Source organism: Corynebacterium curieae, from assembly GCF_027570035.1.
In the GTDB taxonomy this organism is placed as follows: Bacteria; Actinomycetota; Actinomycetes; order Mycobacteriales; family Mycobacteriaceae; genus Corynebacterium; species Corynebacterium curieae.
In genome coordinates, this window is the sequence record NZ_JAKMUU010000004.1 from 266,219 (window position 1) to 285,650 (window position 19,432).

The 19,432-nt window shown below is 57.2% G+C and carries 21 protein-coding genes; 13 read left to right on the forward strand and 8 right to left on the reverse strand.

Annotated features, from left to right (window positions below):
* Position 1: 1 nt before the first annotated feature.
* From L8V01_RS08845 to L8V01_RS08855, 3 genes are all read right to left on the reverse strand, one after another.
* Positions 2 to 973, reverse strand: coding sequence for a universal stress protein (locus L8V01_RS08845; protein ID WP_269946701.1), 972 nt, complete (start codon positions 971 to 973; stop codon positions 2 to 4).
* A gap of 87 nt (positions 974 to 1,060) precedes the next feature.
* A complete protein-coding gene (locus tag L8V01_RS08850; RefSeq protein WP_269946702.1) occupies positions 1,061 to 1,561 on the reverse strand; it encodes a MarR family winged helix-turn-helix transcriptional regulator in 501 nt (166 codons plus the stop codon).
* A gap of 54 nt (positions 1,562 to 1,615) precedes the next feature.
* The gene (locus L8V01_RS08855) at positions 1,616 to 2,704 is read right to left on the reverse strand and encodes an inositol-3-phosphate synthase (RefSeq protein WP_269946703.1); all 1,089 of its coding nucleotides are present in this window, start codon (positions 2,702 to 2,704) and stop codon (positions 1,616 to 1,618) included.
* A gap of 117 nt (positions 2,705 to 2,821) precedes the next feature.
* Between L8V01_RS08855 and L8V01_RS08860 the strand changes: the two genes are divergently transcribed.
* The 8 genes from L8V01_RS08860 to dnaB all read left to right on the forward strand — a co-directional run bounded on the left by L8V01_RS08860 (position 2,822) and on the right by dnaB (position 10,497).
* Positions 2,822 to 3,199, forward strand: coding sequence for a DUF5318 family protein (locus tag L8V01_RS08860; RefSeq protein WP_269946722.1), 378 nt, complete (start codon positions 2,822 to 2,824; stop codon positions 3,197 to 3,199).
* A 75-nt stretch (positions 3,200 to 3,274) separates the two neighbouring features.
* Positions 3,275 to 5,500, forward strand: coding sequence for a transglycosylase domain-containing protein (locus L8V01_RS08865; RefSeq protein WP_269946704.1), 2,226 nt, complete (start codon positions 3,275 to 3,277; stop codon positions 5,498 to 5,500).
* 51 nt (positions 5,501 to 5,551) lie between these two features.
* The gene (locus tag L8V01_RS08870; protein WP_274707407.1) at positions 5,552 to 6,904 is read left to right on the forward strand and encodes a glycosyltransferase family 87 protein; all 1,353 of its coding nucleotides are present in this window, start codon (positions 5,552 to 5,554) and stop codon (positions 6,902 to 6,904) included.
* Positions 6,901 to 7,089 (forward strand): hypothetical protein, encoded by a 189-nt coding sequence (locus L8V01_RS08875; protein WP_259887388.1) that lies wholly within the window; start codon positions 6,901 to 6,903, stop codon positions 7,087 to 7,089. The genes L8V01_RS08870 and L8V01_RS08875 overlap by 4 nt, the downstream gene beginning before the upstream one ends.
* Before the next feature lie 122 nt (positions 7,090 to 7,211).
* The gene (gene rpsF, locus L8V01_RS08880) at positions 7,212 to 7,502 is read left to right on the forward strand and encodes a 30S ribosomal protein S6 (protein ID WP_005326996.1); all 291 of its coding nucleotides are present in this window, start codon (positions 7,212 to 7,214) and stop codon (positions 7,500 to 7,502) included.
* A gap of 49 nt (positions 7,503 to 7,551) precedes the next feature.
* On the forward strand, positions 7,552 to 8,100 hold the full coding sequence (locus L8V01_RS08885; protein ID WP_049377055.1) for a single-stranded DNA-binding protein: 549 nt from the start codon (positions 7,552 to 7,554) through the stop codon (positions 8,098 to 8,100).
* A 48-nt stretch (positions 8,101 to 8,148) separates the two neighbouring features.
* On the forward strand, positions 8,149 to 8,601 hold the full coding sequence (rplI, locus tag L8V01_RS08890; protein ID WP_005325949.1) for a 50S ribosomal protein L9: 453 nt from the start codon (positions 8,149 to 8,151) through the stop codon (positions 8,599 to 8,601).
* Positions 8,602 to 9,066: 465 nt separating this feature from the next.
* Complete coding sequence (gene dnaB, locus L8V01_RS08895; protein WP_269946706.1) at positions 9,067 to 10,497, forward strand: replicative DNA helicase; 1,431 nt, start codon at positions 9,067 to 9,069, stop codon at positions 10,495 to 10,497.
* A 1-nt stretch (position 10,498) separates the two neighbouring features.
* Here the strand turns inward: dnaB and L8V01_RS08900 are convergent, their stop codons facing one another.
* From L8V01_RS08900 to L8V01_RS08915, 4 genes are read right to left on the reverse strand one after another with little or no spacing between them, the layout of a single operon-like run.
* Entirely contained in the window at positions 10,499 to 11,002 is a 504-nt protein-coding gene (locus L8V01_RS08900; RefSeq protein ID WP_420869462.1) for a VanZ family protein, read from the reverse strand.
* Entirely contained in the window at positions 10,992 to 12,293 is a 1,302-nt protein-coding gene (locus tag L8V01_RS08905; RefSeq protein ID WP_269946707.1) for an MFS transporter, read from the reverse strand. The genes L8V01_RS08900 and L8V01_RS08905 overlap by 11 nt, the downstream gene beginning before the upstream one ends.
* Before the next feature lie 9 nt (positions 12,294 to 12,302).
* Positions 12,303 to 14,456 (reverse strand): heavy metal translocating P-type ATPase, encoded by a 2,154-nt coding sequence (locus L8V01_RS08910; RefSeq protein ID WP_269946708.1) that lies wholly within the window; start codon positions 14,454 to 14,456, stop codon positions 12,303 to 12,305.
* Positions 14,457 to 14,464: 8 nt separating this feature from the next.
* Positions 14,465 to 14,665: a heavy-metal-associated domain-containing protein gene (locus tag L8V01_RS08915; protein ID WP_005325954.1), complete on the reverse strand. Its 201-nt coding sequence runs from the start codon at positions 14,663 to 14,665 to the stop codon at positions 14,465 to 14,467.
* Positions 14,666 to 14,743: 78 nt separating this feature from the next.
* Between L8V01_RS08915 and trxA the strand changes: the two genes are divergently transcribed.
* Together trxA and L8V01_RS08925 are read left to right on the forward strand one after the other, a co-directional pair.
* On the forward strand, positions 14,744 to 15,151 hold the full coding sequence (trxA, locus tag L8V01_RS08920; protein ID WP_394371655.1) for a thioredoxin: 408 nt from the start codon (positions 14,744 to 14,746) through the stop codon (positions 15,149 to 15,151).
* A gap of 82 nt (positions 15,152 to 15,233) precedes the next feature.
* Positions 15,234 to 15,971 carry a PspA/IM30 family protein gene (locus L8V01_RS08925; protein WP_269946709.1) on the forward strand — a complete coding sequence of 246 codons (738 nt, stop codon included), beginning with the start codon at positions 15,234 to 15,236 and terminating at the stop codon, positions 15,969 to 15,971.
* Here L8V01_RS08925 and L8V01_RS08930 read toward each other — a convergent pair.
* A complete protein-coding gene (locus L8V01_RS08930; protein ID WP_269946710.1) occupies positions 15,968 to 17,065 on the reverse strand; it encodes an NYN domain-containing protein in 1,098 nt (365 codons plus the stop codon). The two genes, L8V01_RS08925 and L8V01_RS08930, sit on opposite strands and share 4 nt — an antisense overlap.
* 203 nt (positions 17,066 to 17,268) lie before the next feature.
* Between L8V01_RS08930 and L8V01_RS08935 the strand changes: the two genes are divergently transcribed.
* From L8V01_RS08935 to L8V01_RS08945, 3 genes are all read left to right on the forward strand, one after another.
* Positions 17,269 to 17,643, forward strand: a complete 375-nt coding sequence (locus L8V01_RS08935; protein WP_259887382.1) for a GntR family transcriptional regulator — start codon at positions 17,269 to 17,271, stop codon at positions 17,641 to 17,643.
* Positions 17,640 to 18,443, forward strand: a complete 804-nt coding sequence (locus tag L8V01_RS08940) for an ATP-binding cassette domain-containing protein (protein WP_269946711.1) — start codon at positions 17,640 to 17,642, stop codon at positions 18,441 to 18,443. The genes L8V01_RS08935 and L8V01_RS08940 overlap by 4 nt, the downstream gene beginning before the upstream one ends.
* Positions 18,444 to 18,543: 100 nt before the next feature.
* A complete protein-coding gene (locus L8V01_RS08945) occupies positions 18,544 to 19,410 on the forward strand; it encodes a beta-carotene 15,15'-monooxygenase (protein WP_269946712.1) in 867 nt (288 codons plus the stop codon).
* Positions 19,411 to 19,432 lie beyond the last annotated feature (22 nt).

Genomic DNA, 19,432 nt, shown 5'->3' on the forward strand with positions numbered 1-19,432 from the left:
CCTAACCACAGGCTGGGTGGACTAGGATAGGCACCCGAATATGCGGCAGGAGCTCCGTGGCGGTAGATCCCAAGAACACGCGGGCGATGGGGCCTTGCGGGGTGGAGGCCATAAGCATCAGATCGCCCTTCTTCCATTTGAGCGAATCCACCGCCCCACCCCAGCCCGCACCAGAACCGATTTCTGAGGTGACATCCAAATCGGGGAATTTTTCTTGGATGCTATCGCGGGCGCGGTCCAACATGGCAAGGGAATCCTCGAGCCACTCGGCTGCCAGCTTGAGCGCCATATCGTACTTGTCCTTTGAAGGGGTGTTGAGCAGTCCCTTTGCCGAAAAGGCAAGCAGACGCAGTGGCAGGTTCCAGCGATTGGCAAGTTCCGCCGCGGCGAGCATCTCATGGTCCTCGCGCGGGCTGCGTTCGGTGATGGCGAAATTAAAGCGGGTGACGCCGTGCTTGGACAGCTTTACCTTGCGGGGCACCAAACCCAACGGCTGAGGGGAATAATGCAGCAGGGTATCGGCCGTAGAGCCCGCAAAGAAACGGCCCTTGGGTGCTGCCTGGTTGGGCCCAAGGATAATGAGGTCTGCCTTGAACTTCTTGGCCATTTCCGTCAGCAGCTGGGGACGGGAGGGCCCGTCCACCAACAAAGAAGGTTTCTCATCCCAGCAGGTGCGCGGGACCCCGGCCTCATCGAGGGCGGCACGGGTAGCGGCGGCGCAGGCTTCCTTTTGGCCCTTAAACCACTTCTTATACTTCCCCCCGAGTTTGCTGAGGGAAGTCGTAGTCCACGGCTGGAACACGGTAGAGATGACGCGTACTTGGATATCTGCGGTGCGGGAGAGCCACGCGGCGCAATCAAGCGCCTCGGTACCAGAGGAGGAAGGACTCCAAGAGATGAGAATACGAAGGGGTTTATCGGCCGAGCCCTTGCTCAAGGCCGGAAGATGCCCATCGGAAGAATCTGTTGCCATAGGGTGTGAACTAGTGAGAGATTACGGTTTTCGCTTCTCTCAATTATCGCGGTATTGCGAAGAAAAATGAAATCACCGCGGGCGAAACTAGCGCTGTTCGCCGTTCATTGTGGGGCGATAGACATCTGCGAGCTTTGAGATAACGGTGGCAACTTCGTGCGCGGTGTCCAAATCTTTCGGATCCAGCCACCGCATGATCTCCGCCAAGGCGGAGGCGCGCTGTTGTGAGACGATGGCAAGCTCAGATTCGCCCAATTGCGTCAGCGCTACCAGAACACCGCGACGGTCCTCTTCATCGCGGTGTCGTTCCACAAAGCCACGGCGCTCGAGCTGATAAAGCGCGTTGGACGCAGTAGGCATGCGGATAAGCTCCGCCTGCGCAATGGTGGATACGCGGGAGGGACCGCGCATCCGCAGCTGGTTCATGATGGATACCTGCGAGGTGGTCAAAGATGATCCCTCAGCCGTGCGCTGGAAAATAAGGATGAGCTTATTGAGCGCCGGCTGGATAGAACGCGCGACCTCGACCGCATCCTCGTATGTAGATGGGGACTGAGCGGGGCCTTTCTCATCATGTTGCTGCGTCATGGAAAACGATTGTATAGGCCAGTTTCCTCGCGCGGTAGTTCAGGAGTAAAAAAGTTAGCTTCCGTTAATAAAATCTTCTAGCTCGGCGCGCGCCACATCATCGGCCTTTTGCACCGGTGGGGACTTCATCAGGTAGGACGAGGCCGGCAATACTGGTCCGGCAACGCCGCGATCGAGGGCAATCTTGGCCGCACGTACGGCATCAATAATGATGCCTGCCGAGTTAGGGGAGTCCCAGACCTCCAGCTTGTACTCCAAGTTCAGCGGTACTTCGCCAAAGGCAGAGCCTTCCAAGCGGACATAGGCCCATTTGCGATCATCGAGCCATTCCACATAATCGGAAGGTCCGATGTGTACATTGCGGTCCTCGCGTTTGCCGGCGATGGGCGAGTTGTGCAGATTAGAGGTTACGGCCTGCGTCTTAGAGATCTTCTTGGATTCTAAGCGCTCGCGCTCGAGCATGTTTTTAAAATCCATATTGCCGCCGACGTTGAGCTGCATGGTGCGCTCCAAGCGCACGCCGCGGTCCTCAAAAAGCTTGGCCATAACGCGGTGGGTGATGGTGGCGCCCACCTGAGACTTAATATCATCGCCGACAATGGGGAGACCAGCATCTTCGAACTTTTTGGCCCACTGCGGGTCAGAGGCAATAAAGACCGGCAAGGCATTGACAAAGGCGCAGCCGGCATCGATGGCCGCTTGGGCGTAAAATTTATCCGCCTCCTCGGAACCGACGGGTAAGTAGGAGACTACGACGTCGGCGCCGGACTGACGGAGTATAGCGGGGACGTCGGCAAGCGGGGCTTCTGATTCCGCGATGGATTCCTGGTAGTACCGGCCTAGGCCGTCCAAGGTAGGGCCGCGCTGCACGGTAACGCCCAGCTCAGGGACGTCAGTAATGGAAATGGTGCAATTGGGCGAGCTGCGCGTAGCCTCTGCGAGATCCTTGCCCACCTTGTCCGCATCCACATCGAAAGCGGCAACGAATTCCACATCGCCTACGTGGTACGGACCGAATTGTGTGTGCATTAAACCGGGAATATCTGCATCTGCTGCAGCGTTGCGATAAAACTCCACGCCTTCAATGAGGGACGTGGCGCAGTTGCCGACGCCCACGATGGCGACCTTTACTTTTTCAGACATGTTGTACTCCTTTATATCCATGAGTTGTGGATGCCAGTGACTGCGCAAGACTAAGCCGAAAATTATGCCCTGTGGTGGCATAACACCATGTGGATCGATCAAGAAGAGGTAATTAGGATGATCCGGGTGAATTCCATTGCCTACAAGCATGTGCTCTCCCATGAGTGGGAACGCGCCTATCATCTGCGCGAATTTCGCGCCGGGCAGCTCACGCGGGAGGACGTGTGTGATGCCGATTTTCTGCTGCGCGCCGCAGCCGAACACCACGGCCGCACCATGGATAAGGAATGCCCAGTCTGCGGCGAGCCTTTGCGGCTAACGCGCTGGGTCTATGGAGAAAACCTTGGCAGGCGCGCCGGGAGCGCCCGCAGTGAAAAAGAAATTGCGGAATTTGTGGCCGAGGGCTTGGAGTTTACGGTGCACGAGGTGGAGGTGTGCCGCAGTTGCCGGTGGAACCATTTGTTGCGTTCTGCTACTGCTTTTAACGCGTGTTAGTTTCCGACGCACCGCCTTAGGCAGTAAGCTGCAATTATTTAGTTTGTGATCAGGGATGAATGAGGACACGAATCAGTGACCGAGAAGGAATCTACCGGCAAGTCCACTAAGGTGGCTCGCCCCAGCAAAAAGCAGGCGAAGAAGAAGCGCCGCATCTGGCCGTGGGTCGTTTTGGCGTTCCTACTGGTCTTTGTGGCACTGCCTGCAGGACTTTTTGCCTACGCATACTCGCAATACTCCGTTCCGGAACCAAAGGACTTGGCCAATAACCAGGTCTCTACCATTTACGCTGGCGATAACCAGACCCAGCTTGCCCGTTTGGTACCGCCGGAAGGCAACCGCACCCACGTGCAGTTGGACGAAATTCCAGAATACGTGCAGGACTCCGTGCTTGCCGCCGAGGACCGCGACTTCTGGGATAACTCCGGCTTCTCCTTCACCGGCCTCGGCCGCGCCGTGGTGGGTAAGGTAACCGGCAACGAAGACGCCGGTGGTGGCTCCACTATCACCCAGCAGTATGTGAAGAACACTCTGGTGGGCAACGAGTATTCCTACGTGCGTAAGATTCGCGAACTTATTTACTCGGTGAAGATGACCAATGAGTGGGACAAGAAGGATATCCTCAATGCCTATCTCAACACCGTGTATTTCGGGCGCAATGCCTACGGAATCCAGGCAGCGTCTAACGCTTACTTTGATAAGGACGCCAAGGAACTCACCCCAGAGGAAGGCGCTATGCTCGCCGGACTCATCCAGTCCCCGTCCGGACTTGACCCGCGTGTAAACCAGGAGGCTTCCGAGGACCGCTGGAATTATGTCCTTGACGGCCTAGTGGGCATGGGCGATCTCACTCAGGAACAGCGCGATGGCATGGTCTTCCCGGAGACCCGCGATCCGGCCGAGTACTCCGCCTACACCGAGGCCCCAGGCGCTAATGGTCATATCAAGGACCAGGTCATTCGCGAGCTGGAAGAGGTAGGCATCACGGAAAACGAGGTGTCCACCGGTGGCCTGCGGATCACCACCACCATTGATATGAATGTGCAGAACAACACCATTCAGGCGGTAGATGATCAGATGGCTCCGCTGCAGGAAGATGCGCGTGCCGCTTCCGTAACCATCGATCCGAAGACCGGTGCGGTCCGCGGATACTTTGGCGGCCACGATTCCAATGGTTGGGATTATGCTAATGCCCCGCTGCAGACGGGCTCTACTTTCAAGATCATGGCGCTAGCGGCCGCCCTACAGCAGGGAATTGGCTTGGACACCAACTACTCTTCTGCCCCTTATCAGCTGCCGGGCTCTGACTTGGTAAACAACGTGGGCAGCGGTTGCGGCGTGTGTAGCTTGCGCGAAGCTACCAAGCAGTCTCTGAATACTTCCTTCCTCCGCCTGCAGGCGGATCTCAAGCACGGTACGCAAGACACTGCGGACATGGCACACGCCCTTGGCGTGGCCAAGTCCTTGCCCGGAATTGATAAGACCCTGACCGAAAAGGGTAAGCAGCCATTCGAAGGTATCGTGCTGGGCCAGTACCAGTCCCGCCCGCTCGATATGGCTACAGCCATGTCCACCTTGGCAAACCAAGGCGTGTGGCATAACCCCCACTTTGTTCAGCGCGTAGAAAATGCCGCCGGTGACGTGCTTTATGAGCACCCAGATGATGGCGGGGAGCGCCGCGTATCTTCCAACGTGGCAAATAACGTCATCGAAGCCATGGAGCCGGTTGCCGCATGGTCCAATGGCGCACTTGCTGGAGGCCGTACCTCGGCCGCCAAGACCGGTACCACCCAGATGGGCGATACCGGCAATAACAAGGATGCCTGGATGGTGGGTGCTACGCCGCAGTTGGCTACCGCAGTGTGGGTAGGCACCGCGGATAATACATCTGCCATCTTCGATCAGTACGGCGGCATCATGTACGGTGCGGGCGCACCTACCAAGATCTGGAAGGCCGTCCTGGATAACTCCTTGGCGAACGCGGAGTTCCAGAACTTCCCAGCCGCTTATCCGATGGGATTTGGCAACACGGGCGCCGGAACCGCGGCACCAGCCTATGACCCAAGCTGGGATAGTGGAGCCGAAGATACGCAGAACTACGAGACCCCGGTTGAGGAAGCAGCTCCGGAAGAAGAGACCAAGCCGGCCCAGCCGCAAAAGAAGCCGGAGAGCCCGAAGCCGGCCCCGAGCCCGCAGCGCGGTAATAATGGCAACAACAACCAGCCACCGGCCCAGCCGGAAGCCCCGTCGTTGGATGACCTCCTTGGCCCCGATGGTGACTTGGCCGATCTCCTAGGGTAGGCGGCAGTGACAGCGAATCCGCAACAGCGCATTCCCGCTTCCGCAGAACCCATGGCCCGCGGGGTAATTGAATTCCTCGGCGGGCCAATGGGCCGTTTTGCAGGCGTTCGCCGCACCCAATGGTGGACCCCGCTGCGTGCCATCATCGCCGTCGGCTGGGTTTTCCTGGCTTGCGGATTCCTTTCCAAAGCCAATTGCGCCGGCGGCACCCGCGGCGAGGACGGCGTCATTAGCCTGAACTGGGCGGGCAACCGCCAATACACCTCTTTTTGCTATAACGACATCATCCCGCTGTACGGCGGCCGTGGCCTAGATGAGGGCGGCTTCCCTTATGCCTTTTCATGGCAGGAGGGCGACCTGACCCGCTACATGGAATACCCAGTACTTGCAGGTCTATTCCAGGGATTGATGGGTTGGATCGCTCGCCATACATACTCACTGGTTGAATGGGCCGGCATACCGGAGGCTGGGTGGTACTTTGGCCTAACCGCCTTAGTCATGTCCTGCATCTGGGTTGGTGTGCTGTACATGGTCTACCTATTGGTGGGTAACCGCACTTGGGACACCATCTTGGTAGCGGCCAGCCCGCTTATCATCATCCATGCTTTTAGCAACTGGGATATTCCCTCCATCGCCTTTGCCGTGGGCGCGTTGCTGGCCGCCGCGCGCAAGCGCCCTGTGTTGGCCGGCGTTCTCATCGGTCTTGGTACGTCTTTTAAACTCTGGCCGCTCTACCTCTTGGGAGCCTTCTTCGTCTTAGCAGCGCGCAATCACCGCTGGGTGCAATTTTTCCAGGCCGTACTCGGCACTGCTGGGGCTTGGATTGTAGTCAACGTACCGGTGGCACTGAAGTACCCGGAGGCATGGCGCGAATTTTTCCGCCTCAACCAAGAGCGCGGTGCGGAGTGGACCACCATCTACTCGGTGCTCAGCCGCAATACTGGGATTAGCTTTAGCCCAGAGTTTCTCAATACCTTCAGCCTGGTGGCGTTTTTGGCTCTATGCGCGGCGATTGCGGTTCTGGGTTTGCGCAGCTCGCGTACTCCGCGCATGGCCGAGTTGGTCTACCTCATCGTTGCAGCCTTTTTGTTGGTCAATAAGGTGTGGTCGCCTCAGTATTCGCTGTGGCTGGTAGTTCCCGCAGCCCTAGCGCTGCCGCGGTGGCGATTGGTCTTTAGCTGGGCGCTTGTTGACGCCCTGGTGTGGCCGCTACTTATGTGGCACATGCTGGGTACGGATAACAAGGGAATTCCGCACGAGCTTCTCGACGTCGCCATTATCGCCCGCGACGCCCTCATTATCACCATGGCCGTACTCATCATTCGCCAGATGTGCGGCAAGACGGCGGATAAGGTGCGCGATGCGCATGGCGGCCGTGACCCATTGGCAGGAACATTCGCATGATCATTACCTATATCGGGATGGCATCCATCTTTTTAGGCTTCCTCTGCGTCATGGGGGCTTTTTGGCTCTTTCACAACCGCGAGGATCGGCGGGGTCCAATCACTTTAGGGCTTTTGGCTATCCTTTTCTTGACCATTATTCCGGCGACGGCTGCTGTGTTCTTCGCCGCAACTACCACTGGTTAGATTTCTTTTCGCCGGTCACTTGCGGTACTGTAGTGGGGTTGCTTGACGCAACGTACCCTCCTGCTGCATCCGCAAAGGTGATGCAGCCGAAAACTACTAGACCATAGGAGGTGATGAGGTCCGTGCGTCACTACGAAGTCATGATCATTCTGGATCCTAATCAGGATGAGCGCACCGTAACCCCGTCCCTGGATAAGTTCCTCGAAATCGTCCGCCAGGAAGGCGGCAAGGTTGAGAACCTTGATGTATGGGGCAAGCGTCGTCTTGCATACCCCATCAACAAGAAGGAAGAGGGCATTTATGCCGTCGTCAACCTGGAGTGTGAGCACACTTCGGTTGCCGAGCTCGACCGCCGTCTGAACCTGAACGACACCATCCTGCGTACCAAGGTTCTGCGCACCGACAGCAAGTAGCGGATACTGGGATCAAGCACAATCCACGTAACCGATAAGGAGTAAAGACATGGCACAGGGAGATACCAATATTACGGTGGTGGGCAACATCGTTGCTGACCCCGAGCTACGCTTCACCCCGGCGGGTGCGGCTGTAGCAAACTTCCGCGTCGCCTCCACCCCTCGTCGCTATAACTCGCAGACGAACCAGTGGGAAGACGGCGAAGCTATGTTCCTGACCTGCAACGTATGGCGTCAGGCGGCGGAAAACGTCGCGGAGACCATGTCCAAGGGCATGCGCGTCATTGTTACCGGCCGCTTGAAGCAGCGTTCCTTCCAAACCCGTGAAGGCGATAACCGCACCGTATTCGAGATTGATGTCGACGAAGTCGGCCCATCCCTGCGGTACGCCACCGCTCAGGTAAACCGCAATCCTCGTGAAGGCGGCAATAACTTTGGCGGCGGCGGCCAGCAGCGCTCGAATAACAATAACCAGGGCGGTTTTGGAGGCGGCCAGCAACAGCAGTCGCAGCAGAGCCAGGCTCCTTCTGAAGATCCGTGGAACTCCGCACCACCTGCTGGTGGTTTCGGAGGCGCTGATTCTGAACCTCCGTTCTAAGTCTGTCACCCGCAACTATTCAACTAACTCAATTGAAAGGCAGGGATCATGAAGCTGATCCTCACCGCTGCCGTTGAGAACCTCGGCGCCGCTGGCGAAATTGTTGAGGTTAAGGACGGCTACGGACGTAACTACCTGCTTCCTCGCGGCCTGGCCATCGTGGCTACCCGCGGTGCAGAGAAGCAGATTGAGGGCATCAAGCGTGCCCAGGAAGCTCGCGAGATTCGCGACCTGGATCACGCACGTGAGGTCCGCAACCAGCTCGAGCAGCTGACGGATGTCAAGGTAGAGGTCAAGACCTCCGAATCCGGTAAGCTCTTCGGTTCCGTTCAAGCAGAAGACATTGTCAACGCCGTCTCCAAGGCCGGTGGCCCCAAGCTGGATAAGCGCATCGTTGTGCTTCCTAAGGGCCTGGTCAAGAAGACCGGCAACTACCAGGTCGAGCTGAAGCTGCACGCTGATGTTATCGGCAAGGTGAACTTCTCGGTCGTTGCTGCCTAACTGGGCGCACGACGGTCCATATAGACCCAAAGACAACAGCAACGCTTTAGGCCTCAAGTTCCTGCTATGTGAGGTGGCAGGTTCTTGAGGCCTTTAGCGCGTTTTTACCAGGTTGTGGATAACTGTGGAATTTTGTGGATAACTGGCTCCCCAGTTTACTTTCCGTTAAAGCGTACGCTGCTTTCTTAACCCGCAGGTCAGAGCTTCTATCCACGGATCTGTGCTTATTTTCACACCCTTAAAAACCGCTTCTGAACTGGCCATTTAGTTTCTGCTGGTCAAGCCCTTTTTGAGTTATCCACAACCTTGCGCAGGGCAAATATGAGAAGGGGTCCTCCCGACCTGCGGTTTCCACAACGGCCTGTGGATAACTACGAAAGTTATGCCCAGGGGGTGGCTTTTGAGCTCTAGGCTAGACTGAGATTCCGATACGCTCGGTCGCTCAAATAGCTTCAAGGGGAAGACATGACCAACGCCAGCTTTGATGATGAACACCTGCCGCCGGAGCCGCCTCCTGAGGATGGCTCAGCGCCCCGCCGCCGTTTTCAGCAGGAAGAACCAAAGCGCTATGGCGAGTTCCGCCAACCCCCAGCGGACCGAGAAGCTGAACAGGGCGTACTTGGAGCTATGCTGCTCAGTCCTCATACAGTGATGGAAGTCATCGAGGAGTTGGAACCGGAAGACTTCTATTACCCAGCTCATGCATTGATTTACCGTGCCATGCTGGATCTGTATTCAGAGGGCAAAGATGTCGATGCGGTGATCTTGTCCTCTCAGCTGGATCGCTATAACAATCTCGAGCGCGTCGGTGGAGCACCGTATCTGCACACGCTGTTGGCTACGGTCCCAACGGCGGCAAACGCACGCTACTACGCAGAAATTGTGGCCGAAAAGGCCGTGTTGCGCAGGCTCGTTGATGCCGGTACGCGCGTAGTACAGTTAGGTTTTTCAGGCACCGAAGACGCCGAAATTGAATCCGTCTTGGACCGCGCACAGCAAGAAGTCTTTGCCGTCGCGCAGCGCAAGACGGCAGAAGATTATCGAGTCTTGGGTGATCTTATCGATCCCACTATCGACGAGCTAGCAGCGCTACAGCAGGCGGGCGGCGTAGAGCTGGGCGTGCCAACTGGGTTCATTGATCTAGATAAGCTGACTAACGGTTTGCATGCAGGGCAGATGGTCATCGTTGCTGCTCGCCCTGGTGTGGGTAAATCCACCCTGGCTATGGACTTTATGCGTTCCTGTTCTTTGCAGCACGGTAAGTCTTCGGTGATTTTCTCTCTCGAGATGTCAGCTTCAGAGATTGTTATGCGCCTACTCTCGGCGGAATCAGAGGTGAAGTTGGCCGATATGCGCGGTGGGCGTGTATCCACTGAGGACTGGGCGAAGATAGATGAGACCCTCAACCGGGTTCAAGATGCGCCGCTGTTTATTGATGATTCGCCGAACCTCACCATGATGGAGATCCGTTCCAAAGCCCGCCGCCTAAAGCAGCAGCACGGGCTGGATCTCATTGTTTTGGACTATCTACAGCTGATGTCTTCGGGAAAGAAGGTCGAGTCCCGTCAGCAAGAGGTCTCCGAGTTTTCTCGTCAGCTTAAGCTCTTAGCTAAGGAGCTAGAAGTTCCCCTCATCGCCATCTCGCAGCTCAACCGTGGTCCAGAGGCTCGTACCGATAAGAAACCACAGCTTGCTGATCTTCGTGAATCCGGTTCTCTGGAGCAGGACGCCGATATGGTTATGCTGCTGTACCGTCCCGACTCCCAGGATCGCGATAATGAGCGCGCCGGCGAGGCGGACATTATCTTAGCTAAGCACCGCGGTGGTCCGATTGACACTGTCCAAGTGGCGCACCAGCTGCACTACTCCAAGTTCGTCAATATGGCGCACGGATAAATTACAGGTCCACCACCGCGTTGGGATCGCCCAACCGTGGGCCGAGTATGACCAATACCAAGAAAGCCGCCGCTGCGGCAAGGGCTAACCAGCGCCACACAGGGAAAAGACGTTCGCCGCACAGATGCGCCAATACAGCACCGATGAGCGCGCCCACGGTGTTAAATATGAGGTCATCAATATCCGTTCGCCCAAGCGCAAACGCATATTGGCACACCTCCAGCACTAGGCTCAGGCCAAATCCCCACGCCGCCGCAGTTTTAATGGAACGGCACAGACTAAACACCAGCATTCCAAACGGGATAAAGAAGGCTGTGTTTCCCGCGTACTCAAATAGCGGACCAAACCAGCTGCCGCCGGAGAATTCATCCAGTGGCACCCAGCGCAGTTCTCGCGCACGCTGATTTTCTGGCTTCCACAAATAGCCGATTTGGTAGAAAGGCTTGAGCGTGGTCAATGCGACCATAACGGCCGTCCACGCGGCGAGGGAGAGCCTACTGAGCAAGCGCTATTCCTTTCTGCTCGGGCAGACTGAAGGCGGCGGCAGCCGCAATGGCAAACGCTGCGGCGAATACAACAAATAACCAGGCCGTCCCACCCGCAGCAAGCAGTGGCGGGACAATGAGTGGCGCCACAATAGATGCTAGCCTACCGAAGCCTGCTGCCGCTCCCGTACCACGTCCTCGCAATGAAGTGGGATACAGCTCCGGACCGATGGCATAGAGGGCTCCCCATGCGCCGAGGTTGAAGAAGGAGAGCAGACAACCAGCCAGGATGATCAACGCTTCCGTAGCTGCTGCTCCATATAGGCCGGCCGCTGCTGCCGAGCCGAGCAGGAATACCGCGAGGGTTACCCGCCTGCCCCAGAGCTCGATAAGCCAAGCTGCCACCGCGTAGCCAGGCAGCTGGGCAAGGGTGATGATGAGGGTAAAACTAAACGACTTCACTAGGGAGAAACCGTCGGCTACTAGCAGAGAGGGAATCCAGATGAAGGCGCCATAGTAGGAGAGGTTTACACAGAACCAAATGGTCCACAACGCTGCCGTCCGCCTTCGTAACTGCGGACTCCAGATAGACGCTGCGGGGGAAGGTGTGGGGTCTGGGAGGGCATCGTCCAGCGGGCGATCTTCCGCCGCGGCTTCGAAACTGGCAACGATAGCTTCGGCCTCATCATGGCGGCCCTTGGATTCAAGAAAGCGGACAGATTCTGGTAGACCGCGGCGCACATAGATTGAATACACGGCTGGCAGCATGCCAAGGGCTAGGGCCCAGCGCCAGCCGGATTCAGATGTGCTCACCACGAAAGTGCCGATGATGGCCGCAAGGATCCATCCCAATGCCCAGAATGCCTCGAGAATGACTACCATCCTTCCGCGGACCCGCCGAGGCGCGAATTCGGATATGAGCGTGGAGGCAACTGGTAGCTCGGCTCCGAGGCCCAACCCAACGATGAATCGGAAGAAGATGAGAACCGCAAGTCCCCCAGCTAGCGCGGATGCCCCTGTTGCCAAGCCGTAGATAAGCAAGGTGAGAAAAAAGACATTGCGGCGGCCAAATTTATCTGCCAGCAACCCGCCAAAGGTTGCGCCGAGCGCCATGCCAAGAAAGCCTGCTGAGGCCAACCAGGAGGTCTGGCTAGCGTCTAGATCCCAGTGAACGGCAAGGGCGGCCATGATGAAGGAGATTAACCCTACATCCATAGCATCAAGCGCCCATCCAAGGCCAGAACCTAGGAGTAGGCGCTTGTGCTTAGAGGTGACGGGAAGGCGATCGAGACGTTCGGTGCGGCTGAGCATGCGATAATCCTATCGCTGAACAGAAAAACCTTTCAGGCGCAGTGAGTTGGTAACCACAAAAACCGAGCTCAGTGCCATCGCGAGGCCGGAAAATAATGGGTTAAGCAGGCCAAGCGCGGCGACGGGAATGAGTATGACGTTATAGGCAAAGGCCCAGAAAAGGTTGCCCTTGATAATTGCTAGCGTGCGGCGCGAGAGCCGAATAGCGTCAGCAGCGCAACGCAGATCGCCATTCATGAGGGTGATATCGGAGGCTTCGATTGCGACGTCTGTACCCGCGCCCATGGCGAGGCCAAGGTCTGCTTGGGCAAGCGCGGCGGCGTCGTTAATGCCGTCGCCTACCATCGCCACGGTATGCCCGGAGTCCTGCAGTTCCTTGATGCTATTTACTTTGTCTTCTGGGAGGACCTCGGCGCTGACGTGATCGATTCCAACTTCGGCGGCCACGGCGCGCGCGGCCCCAGCGTTATCGCCTGTCAGCAGGTAAGGGGTGAGCCCCAGCTCCTTCATTTGGGCCACAGCGGCCGCCGAGCTGGGCTTGATAGTATCGCGGACCTCAATTATTCCGGCAGGTTGGCCGTCCACGGAGACAACCACCGGCGTGGCACCAGAATCTTGTGCCTCGCGGAACGGTGCTTCTAAGTCACCCAAGGGGCCTTGCGGCTTGCCGACGCCCACCCGGACCCCCTCCACAGTTCCTTCCACGCCGCCTGAAACTACTGCAAAATCGGTAGCAGGTTCCACCGTGCATTCTCGGGCGATAGCGCGAGCGATGGGGTGCTCAGAACTGTGCTCCACGGCCGCGGCCAGTTCGAGCACGTCACCGTGGACCGCGGTGACAGACATCTCTCCGGCCGTGACCGTGCCGGTCTTGTCCATGACGATGGTGTCGACTTGCCGGGTAGATTCCAGGATCTCTGGGCCCTTAATGACGAGCCCGAGCTGTGCCCCGCGGCCGGTGCCGACGAGGATGGCGGTGGGCGTCGCCAAGCCCATAGCGCATGGGCAGGCCACAATGAGGACGGAGACCGCGGCAATGAAGGCTGGCGCCACCCCGCCGAAGAAGAGATGAACAATCAGCGTAAGTGCAGCTACTGCAATTACTACGGGGACAAAGACTTGTGCGATGCGATCTACGAGGCGTTGCACTGGAGCTTTGGATGTTTGGGCATCCGTGACCAACTGGGCCATCTGGGAGAGAACAGTGTCCTCACCCACCTTGGTCGCGCGTACCTCAATGCGGCCCGAAGCGTTGATGGTGGCACCGGTAACCGCATCTCCAGTACTTACCTCTACGGGGACTGGCTCGCCGGTAATCATGGAAGTATCGACGGCCGAGCTGCCCGCCACCACGATGCCATCGGTGGCGATCTTTTCTCCTGGGCGGACTACAAAGACATCGCCCACTTGAAGCTCTGCAATGGGCACGCGGTGTTCGCCCTCCGCGTCTAGGACCGAGGCCTCCTTTGCTCCCAGGGAGAGCAACTCGTGCAATGCTTCTGAAGATTGACCCTTTGCTCGCGCCTCGAACCAGCGGCCGAGCAGTAGGAACGTAATCACCATACCCACGGACTCAAAATAGATATGATCCATATGCGCTGCATTCGCATCTAGGGTCATATGCATCTTCATGCCCGGCTCGCCCGCGTTACCGAGAAAGAGCGCCCACAGCGACCAAAAGTAGGCCGCTGAGGTTCCCATGGTGATTAGGGTGTCCATGGTGAAAGAACCGTGTTTGAGGTTTGTCCACGTCGCTGTGTGGAAAGGCGCGCCACCGAAGACGAAAACGATGGTGGCTACGATGGCACAGGCCCATTGCCAATTCTGAAATTGCAACGCCGGCCACATCGATACCACCATAAGCGGTAGCGATAGTGCGCCGGAGATGATGGTTCGCCGCAGTAGCTCGCCGCCACCATTGGTCTCGGTGCGTGGCTCTTCCTTTTCCTCTCCAGCCATGTCATAGGCGCCGTATCCTGCGCCTTCGACCACCGAGATGAGCTCCTGCGGGCTTACCGCCTCAGTGTCATAATCGATGGCCGCGGCCTCGGTGGCGAAGTTGACGCTGGCGCTTACCCCGTCAAGCTTATTGAGCTTGCGCTCAACGCGGGAGGAGCAGGAGGTGCACGTCATGCCCGTGACGCCAAGGTCCAGGTGGGACATAGTCTCGCCTACTTCAGTGTGTAGCCGGCTTCTGCTACGGCGGCCGCTACCTGCTCGTCGGTGAAATCGGTGCCGGTAACCGTAACTGCGCCGGTGGTGTGGTCAGCAGTGACTTCACTAACGCCGGAAATCTCGCCGACTTCTTCCTTTACCGACATTTCGCAATGTCCGCAGGTCATGCCCTCTACGGTGTAGTTCTTGGTGCTCATGATGATCCTTCCTATGGGTTGATTTCCCTGGCAAGTTTATACCCCCAGGGGGTATATGACAAGGTTAATTCAGGTACGTTGGGGAATAAAGCGAAACACAAAGGAGTTAGAGCGATTATGGCTACTATCGATGTCACCGAAGAAAACTTTGAAGAAACCGTCACCGGCGAAGGCATCACGCTTGTAGATGCGTGGGCCGATTGGTGTGGTCCTTGCAAGCGCTTTGCGCCGGTTTTTGAAAAGGCTTCCGAAGAGCACACGGATGCCACCTTTGCCAAGCTCGACACCGAAGCAAATCAGGGCTTGGCATCCGCGTTGGAGATTCAGTCCATTCCTACGTTGATGATCTTCCGCGATGGCATCCTTGTCTTCCGTGAAGCTGGAGCTCTGCCTCCCGCGGCTTTGGAGGACCTGTTGAAGCAAGTGAAGGACCTCGATATGGAAGAGGTTCGCCGCCAGGTAGAAGAGCAGAATGCGCAGGGTTAATCCCACCAACTTCCTCGGCGCTTTCTGGTGAGTATCGCTAAACTCGCTAGAAAGCGTCTTTTTATGACCAAAGGAGAAGATAATGGCTAATCCCTTCAGCAAGGGCTGGAAGTACATGATGAGTTCCTTCGATCAAAAGATTGATGAGAACGCTGACCCAAAGGTGCAGATCCAGCAGGCCATTCAGGCCGCGAAGGAGCAGCACCAGCAGATCTCTGATCACGCCGCAGAAATCATCGGTCATAAGTCCCAGCTGGAGATGCAGATGAACCGCTTGGTCAAGTCCCAGCAGGATTACCAGTCTCAAACTCAGCGTGCGCTTGAGCTGGCGGATGCGGCAGAAGATCCGCAAAAGGCCTCCGAGTACAATCAGGCTGCCGAAGTTGTTGCGTCCCAGCTGGTTGCAGTGGAGCAGGAGCTAGAAGACGTCAAACAGCAATACGCCGCCGCGGAGCAGGCTGCCGCGCAGGCCAAGAGCCAACAGCAGCAGTCGGAAGCGCGCCTGAAAGAGCAGCTAGCCCAAGTCAGCCAGCTTGAGGCGCAAGCGGACCAAGCAGCGATGCAAGAAAAGAACGCCCAAGCAATTGATTCTATGAATCAGCTCAACCCGGACGATTCTGTACCTACCCTCGACTCCGTCCGCGCGAAGATTGAAAAGCGCTATGCCGATGCCCTTGGTGCGCAGGAATTGCAGCACGCCACCGGCGGTGACCGTATTAGTGAGATTCAAGCCGCCGGCAATGACATGAAGGCGACGGCGCGCCTTGATGCCATCCGGGCGGATCTCAAAAAGAAGAAAGAGCTCGAATCCGGCGATTAGTTCTGCCGGCGAACGTTAATCAAAACGCCGCGGATCCCTGAGTGGAAACCATCGCGTAGGTTCACGCGCTGGGTTTCCGTCAGGGTATATTCGTGCAGCGTCTCGCAGGCAAATTGTAGTAGCGGCCGGTCGATCTCTGGGGGCAGGCCGCCGCCGGAGAGCAGATGTGCCTGATCGCGCTGCTCGGTGCTAGCTGCGTTATCAAACCACCACGAGGCGTATTGCTGGCCCACATCGAAGGGCGACTGGAAACCGGCCGAGCTCCATACTTCCTCCGGTAGCGGAACATATTTGGACCGCAGCTTGCGTCGGGGCGCCATCATTGAAGGCTTCGGTGCCGGCTTTTCCTCCGGAGAGTCATCCGCGGAAGGAGAATCTTCCGTGGACTCTGCCTTTGGGGGCGCTGGCTTTGGAGTCGGGGCCGGGGTGGGTTTCTCGTTGGCGCCGAAGGCCGCCTCAACTTCTGAAGGCTCGCCGCATTCATCCGGTTCCGGCATTTCCTCGTCATCTTGGGGCGCATTTTCGCGCACCACTGGGGGAAGTGGCCCCTCAAGAACTTGCAATTCCATGGAATCTGCAAAGTCTTCGCGCGGATCCAAAATGGTGGTGGAATCGCAGGCGTGGCGAAGTGCAGAAGACATAGAATCCCAGCCGAACCCGTAGAGGTGCACTCGGATGCCGTTGTCCACGGCCGCCTGTGCCCCTGGAATCATGTCGGCGTCACCGCTGACGAGGACAAAGTCAGTGAATTGACCTTTCATGGCGGCGATGACCATGTCCGCCACCAATCGAGTATCCACGGCCTTTTGGGTGCGGCGCTCGCCCCATTCGATGAGTTGACCGGTGCGCAGCTGCACTCCTTCGCACGTGCGCAGGGCTCGCTGGTAACGGTGTGGGCCGGTATCTGGGATTCCGTCATACCAGTACTGGCGTTGAATCGGGGTTCCCAGTTGGTTTTCGATCATCCCGCCCATGGTGCTGACTACCTCGGGCAGATCGATCTCTAGCTGCGCGCGGGCCCCCGTTTCCCACGAATTATAAAAGCTTGCAAGCAAGTATGAGGTATCGACAAAGACAAGTGTGCGTTCAAGCATGGCTCCTAAGTTCCGTTCTAATTGTTCTAAATAAAATTCTTTGTGCTCTCCAGTGTGCCCCATTAGTCACAAAACGTCGATAACCTTGGGCAAATTCCCAGCGCAGTGGCAGCAAAAAAGTTTTCTCGTTGGAAGTATTGCATGGGTAGGGTGTTGCCGATATGGTTGATTACACAAGTAACTAACCAACGAACCGAGAATTGATGGATAATTCCACGCAGCCACTTTTTCGCCAGATTGCCACCTTGGTGGAAGATGCCATCGTGGACGGAAGCCTTGCAGAGGGGGATAGGGCTCCTTCCACTAATGAGCTCGCTGATTTTCACAACATCAACCCGGCTACCGCCCGGAAGGGGATAAACCTCCTAGTGGATATCGGGGTGTTGGATAAGCGTCGTGGCATCGGCATGTTTGTGGCGGAGGGAGCCCTGGCAACGATTCGTAAGCGTCGCCGGGCCGACTTCGCGGCGGAGTATATGGCACCGCTTGTCGACGAAGCTGTTCGCCTGGGCTACAACCGCGCCCAACTCCACGACCTATTTGATCGCGTTGCAGAAAGCAGAGGAATGTACTCATGATTAAAACACGAGACTTCACCTTTGCCGATGGCCTGACACACGGCTTAGTTGGCCCCAACGGCATAGGCAAAACCACGCTCCTGCGCAAGATTGCCGGCCAAATCCAATCAGGGGGTATCACGGTCTTTGGAGAGAAGCCCTTTGATAGGCAATCGGTTCTCAACCGGGTTGTTTTGATGGGGATTGATAACCCGCTGCCGGATTCCTGGGGCATCGGAAAGCTGGGCGTCATAGGAAAAGCACGCTGGCCGCGCTGGAACGATGACCGGTTTAATGAGCTGCTGGTTCGCTTCGATGTGCCGGCCAAGGCTTATTCTTCCCTTTCCCGCGGGCAAAAGTCTGCGGTGGGCTTAGTCTTCGCCGTTGCTTCCGGCTGCGAAGTCATGCTTCTCGATGAACCCTATCTCGGCCTTGATACACAGCACCGCGAGCTCTTTTATCAGGTGTTGCGCGAGGAGCACGGCCGCACCATTGTCATCTCCACCCATCACCTCAATGAGATGGCAGGCCTCCTCGATACCGTTTCGCTGATGGGGGATAACCCAATTTCCGGTCCAATCGATGACTTCATCGAGGGAATTCTGGAGCTCACCGGCCCATCCGAGGCTCTCACCGCAGCGGCCGAAGAGCTTGGCCTTCCTGAGCTGACCAGGGAAACCACGTCCTTAGGAGATCGCGTGCTGATCGACGCCCGCTCCGCTTCCACCGACCCCGTCTTCCGCACTGCCCAGGCCTACGGCCTGCGCGTCAATGAGGTCTCCTTGGAGCGTGCGGTGCTGGCATTGGAGGGCAAAGCATGAAACTACTGTGGTACCTAGGTGATTGGTGGCGCTGGGCCTTTTTCTTTTCGCCTTGCTGGTTATGCCAGTCATGGCAGATGGAACGTGGAGTGCCCTCCCCGTGATAGCTTCCTTGGCGCTCATGCTCTCCCTGGAGCCTAACTTTCAGAAATATCAACTGGTGGGCTTGGGCTCGAAAATCTGGAACGAGCATCGTCGCATTCTTGTTGCGCTGTTCGCACTAGCGGCAGCCGCGGGCGCGCTCACCGTGCAGCTGTGGTGGGCATTGCCTGTCTATGCGGTCGCGGCGGTATGGGCCATGTATCGCAGCGCTACTCCTAGACGGTCCGGATACACCACTGTTGGTATGCAACCTTCGAGCGGATTTGGCTGGTTCCCGCGCACCTTGGCTGGGCAAGCGATATACCGCCCGCAGGTCAAGGCATGGGGTGCAGCGTGTCTGGCGCAAGCAATCGGGTTTGTGCTTACCAGGTATCAGGAGGAAATCCCGCTGCTTGGTTTCCTTGGCATCTTCATCTGGGCACTTTCTATTGCCATACTCGCCGCAGCCCTCCATAGCTTGCGAGTTTCCCTGCGCGAATACACGGTACTCGGTGGAAGCCGTGCTGTTTGGTCCCGGCATACTGCCGTGCTCGGCCTGGTACCTGTCCTAATCGCGAGCACCTTCAGCGCAGTACCGGCGAACGACGGTGAACTCATTGCGACCATCGTGCTGCTTAGTGCCACCTGCGCCCCTGTAGCGGTCAGTGTGGAATTTCTGGGAAAGAAGAACTGGCACCTATTCATCTTCTATGCGGTCTTCATAGTCGGGATAGTCGCCGTATGCGTCCAAATCCCAGGCTCCGCAAGCGTCAAAATCATTCTGGGAGCTGTGTTCTACGCAGTCTGGGCATTGACCCTCCCCGGATACATACGGAGAACAAATGCCTATGGTGGCGGAATGAGTGGTTGGATGGGCTTATCTTAAAGCCCTCAAAATAGTACCTGCC